Annotated in this window: 1 protein-coding gene and 1 pseudogene; both read left to right on the top strand. The window is 70.3% G+C overall.

What is annotated here, in order from left to right; all coding sequences use genetic code 11:
* Positions 1-9: 9 nt before the first annotated feature.
* Positions 10-222, top strand: a pseudogene (locus ABZ656_RS56600) (AMP-binding protein); the annotation flags it as partial.
* 150 nt (positions 223-372) lie between these two features.
* Positions 373-4,721: amino acid adenylation domain-containing protein (locus tag ABZ656_RS56595; RefSeq protein ID WP_360280353.1), on the top strand; the 4,349-nt coding region annotated here is incomplete at its 3' end.

Below are 4,721 nucleotides of genomic sequence, written 5' to 3'. Positions count from 1 at the left end.
TTCTTCGGTGTGCTCGGTGGGGTGGCGCTGCACAATCTGTATGGGCCGACGGAGGCGTCGGTGGATGTGACGGCGTGGGCGTGCGGGCCTGGGGATGCGGGCGTGAGTGTGCCGATCGGGCGTCCGGTGTGGAACACGCGGGTGTATGTGCTGGATGCTGCGCTCCGGCCGGTGCCTGTGGGGGTTGAGGGTGAGTTGTATCTCGCGGGTGTGCAGTTGGCGCGGGGTTACCTGGGGCGTGCGGGGTTGACGGCTGAGCGGTTCGTGGCTGATCCGTTCGGTGTTGCCGGGGAGCGGATGTACCGGACCGGTGATGTGGTGCGGTGGAATGCCGATGGTGCGTTGGAGTATGTGGGTCGTACGGATGACCAGGTGAAGTTGCGTGGTTTCCGTATTGAGCTGGGTGAGATCGAGGCCCGGCTCGCCGTGCACCCGTCCGTTGCCCGGGCGGCTGTGGTCGTCCGTGAGGACATCCCAGGCGACCGACGACTCGTGGGCTACGTGGTTCCGGCCGGGGAAGCCCTCGACCTGGTGGATGTTCGCGCCCGGCTGGCGGCGGCTCTTCCCGATTACATGGTCCCCAGCGCCCTTGTCCCGCTCGATGTGCTGCCGGTGACCGTCAACGGCAAGCTCGACCGGCGTGCTCTGCCTGCGCCCGATTTCGGCCCGACCGCTGCTTACCGCGCGCCCTCGACGCCGGCGGAGGAGGTGCTGTGCGAGGTGTTCGCGCAGGTGCTCGGTGTGGAACGGGTCGGTCTGGACGACGACTTCTTCGAGCTGGGCGGTCATTCGCTGCTGGCGGTGTCGCTGGTGGAGAAGCTGCGGGAGCGCGGCGTCCGGGTGAACGTCCGGGCGCTGTTCACCGCGCCGACGGTGGCCGGTCTCGCCGCCGCGGCCGGCACCAGGGACGACGTGCCGGTGCCGCCGAACATGGTTCCGGCGGACGCGACACGGATCACGCCGGAGATGCTGCCGCTCGTGTCGCTGACGCAGGCCGAGATCGACCGGATCGTCGCCGCCGTGCCGGGTGGCGCCGCGAACGTGGCGGACGTGTATCCGCTCGCCCCGCTCCAGGAGGGGCTGCTCTTCCACCACCTCCTCGCCGACGGCGGCGAGGACGCCTACGTCCTGCCGACCGTCCTGGCGTTCGACTCGCGTGACCGGCTCGACGCCTTCACCGCCGCGCTCCAGGCTGTTGTCGACCGCCACGATGTCCTGCGAACGTCGATCGTATGGGAGGGCCGGTTGCGCGAGCCGGTCCAGGTCGTGTGGCGGCACGCCGCCTTGTCGGTCGAGGAGATGACGCTGGATCCGGAGGCCACGGATCCGGTGCGTGCCCTGCTGTCCGAGGCGGGTCTGTCGATGGATCTGGGCCGGGCACCGCTCATCGGGCTGCACGCGGCGAGTGTCCCTGACGGTCGTTGGCTGCTGCTGATCCGAGTTCACCACGTGATCCAGGACCATACCGCGCTGGAAGTGACGCGCGACGAAGTGGCGGCGATCCTGGCCGGTCGCGGTGCGCAGTTGCCGGAGCCGCCGCCGTTCCGGACCTTCGTGGCCCAGGCACGCGCCGAGCTGGACACCGGGGAACACGAGCGGTTCTTTGGTGAGCTGCTCGGTGACGTGGATGAGCCGACGGCGCCGTACGGGCTGGTGGACGTGCGCGGGGACGGCATGGACACGGTCGAGGCACGGCTGGAGTTCTCCTCCGAGCTGAACGAGCGGCTGCGTGAGGTCGCGCGTCGGCTGGGGGCGAGCCCCGCCACCGTCATGCACGTGGCGTGGGCGCGGGTCCTCGCTGCCGTCAGCGGTCGGGACGACGTCGTCTTCGGCACGGTGCTGTTCGGGCGTATGAACGCCGGCACCGGATCCGATCGGGTCGCCGGACCGTTCATGAACATGCTGCCGGTACGGGTACGGGTCCCTGAGCTGCCCGTGCGGGCCGCGGTCGACGCGATGCGCGAACAGCTCGCGGCCCTGCTGGAGCACGAGCACGCGCCGCTGGCACTGGCGCAGCAGGCCAGCGGCGTTTCGGGCGACCTGCCGTTGTTCACGGCCATGCTCAACTACCGGCACAACACCGGTCGGAGCGTCGGCGGCGGCGCGGACGGCGGGATGGCGGGCACGCGCTTGGTGTTCAACCGGGAGCGCACCAACTACCCGCTCGCGGTCGCCGTCGACGACGACGGCGACGGCCTGTCGGTGGTCGTGGACGCGGTGGAGCCGGTGAACCCGGACGCGGTTGGTGCGATGCTGCGTACCGCCACGGAGAACCTGGTGGCCGCGCTGGAGACGGTGCTGGACGTCGGCGCGGAGCTGCCGCTGAGCGCGGTGGAGGTTCTTGGCGAGGCCGAGCAGCGGCTGTTGCTCGCGGAGTGGAACGACACCGAGCTCGAGGTGGGCCGGGCGCCGCTGCCCGAGTTGTTCGAGGCGCAGGCCGCGCGCACCCCGGACGCCGTCGCCGTGGTGTGTGGAGGCGTCGAGGTGACGTACGCGGAACTGGACGCGAGGGCGAACCAGGTGGCGCGCCTGCTGGTCGGCCGGGGTGTCCGGGCCGAGTCCGTGGTCGCGGTGTGCATGGAACGCGGCATCGGGATGGTCGTGGCGGTGCTGGGCGTGCTGAAGGCCGGAGCCGCGTATCTGCCGATCGACCCGGAGTACCCGGCGGAGCGCATCGCGTATGTCTTGGCCGATGCCCATGTGCGGTGTGTTCTCACCGGTGCGGGGCTGACCGACCGGCTCGGGCTGGGCGGCGAAGCTGTCGGCGTGCCGGTGGTCGCTCTGGACGATCCGGCCAGGGTCGCCGAGGCGGCGGGCCTGGATGACGGAGCGCTGACGGAGCAGGAGCGCGGAGGCCCCGTGCAGCCGGCGCACCCGGCATATGTGATCTACACGTCGGGGTCCACCGGACGTCCCAAGGGTGTGGTGGTCGAGCATCGGTCACTGGTGAACTTCCTGGCCTCCATGCGACGCCGCTTCGCGTTGGGCGCGGACGACCGTGTGCTGGCCGTGACCACGATCGGGTTCGACATCGCCGGCCTGGAGCTGTACCTCCCGCTGCTCGGCGGTGCGCGGGTGGTGCTCGCCACACCGGATGAGGTGCGGGACCCGGGAGCGCTGCGCGCGCTGATCCGGTCCTCGGGCGTGACGACTGTCCAGGCCACGCCGAGCCTGTGGCAGGCCCTGGTGTCGGAGTCCGAGGAATCCGGGGCGGGGGGCGGGAACGTACTGGTCGGAGTACGGGCGCTGGTCGGCGGTGAGGCACTGCCGGGTGAGCTGGCGCGCACGCTGCTGGCCAGGACGGCCTCGGTGACGAACCTGTACGGCCCAACCGAGACCACGATCTGGTCGACCGCCAAGCGGCTGGAGACGGGTTCCGGCAGAGTTTCGTCGATCGGTGGTCCGATCGGGAACACGCAGGTATACGTGTTGGACGGCGCGCTGGCGCCGGTGCCTGCCGGAGTGGGGGGCGAGCTGTACATCGCGGGTGCCGGTTTGGCTCGTGGGTATCTGGGCCGACCGGGCCTGTCGGCGGAGCGGTTCGTAGCGTGCCCGTTCGGTGGGCCGGGGCAGCGGATGTACCGCACCGGGGACGTGGTGCGCTGGTCGCCCAACGGCGACCTGGAGTTCGTGGGGCGCGCCGACGACCAGGTGAAGGTGCGCGGCTTCCGTATCGAACTCGGCGAGATCGAGGCCGTCGTCGCCGCGCATCCCTCGGTCGAGCGGGCTGTGGTCCTCGTACGCGAGGACACTCCAGGCGACAAGCGTCTGGTCGCCTATGTGGTGTCCACCGGCGACGCCGACGCCCTGCCCAGTGCGGTGCGGGAACTCACCGCCGAGTCACTTCCCCAGTACATGGTTCCGGCCGCGGTGGTGGTTCTGGAGGCGCTGCCGCTGACGCCGAACGGGAAGGTGGACCGCAAGGCCCTGCCTGTCCCCGAGTACACGACCAGCCGTTCCGGCCATGGACCGTCCACGCTCCAGGAGGAGATCCTATGCGGCCTCTTCGCGGAGGTCCTCGGGCTGTCGGCGGTCGGGGTCGACGACGACTTCTTCGACCTCGGCGGTCATTCGCTGCTGGCGACCCGATTGATCAGCCGGGCGCGGGCAGCGCTGGGTGTGGAGGTGCCACTGCGGGTGTTGTTCGAGGCGCCGAGTGTGGCTGCGCTGACCAGTCGGTTGGAGGAGGCGGAGCACCGGCGTCCGGCGCTGGTCGCGGGTGTGCGGCCGGAGGTGCTGCCGGTGTCGTTCGCGCAGCAGCGGCTGTGGTTTCTGGGGGAGTTGGAGGGGCGGAGCGCGACGTACAACATCCCGATGGCGGTGCGGTTGTCCGGGTCGGTTGATGCCGTGGCCTTGGAGGCTGCGCTGGGTGATGTGGTGGGGCGGCACGAGGTCCTGCGTACGGTCTTCCCGGTCACGGACGGTCAGCCGCGTCAGCGTGTGCTGGCCGCGGATGAGGTTGGCTGTCGCCTGGCGGTGGCGGACTACAGCGAGGAGGCGGTGGCTGCTTCGGCGGCGCACTCGTTCGACTTGAGCCGTGAGGTACCGCTTCGTGCCTGGCTGTTTTGTCGTGCGGCGGACGAGCATGTGTTGGTCGTGGTGGTGCATCACATTGCTGGTGATGGTTGGTCGTTGGGTCCGCTGGCGCGGGATCTGTCGGTGGCGTATGCGGCGCGGGTGGGCGGGGCTGTTCCGGTGTGGGGGGCGTTGCCGGTGCAGTA

The sequence above is a fragment of the Streptomyces sp. NPDC007095 genome (genome assembly GCF_040634475.1).
Lineage (GTDB): Bacteria > Actinomycetota > Actinomycetes > Streptomycetales > Streptomycetaceae > Streptomyces.
The sequence above is the reverse complement of the archived record's forward strand: the minus strand, read 5'-3'. Positions and strand labels throughout refer to the sequence as shown.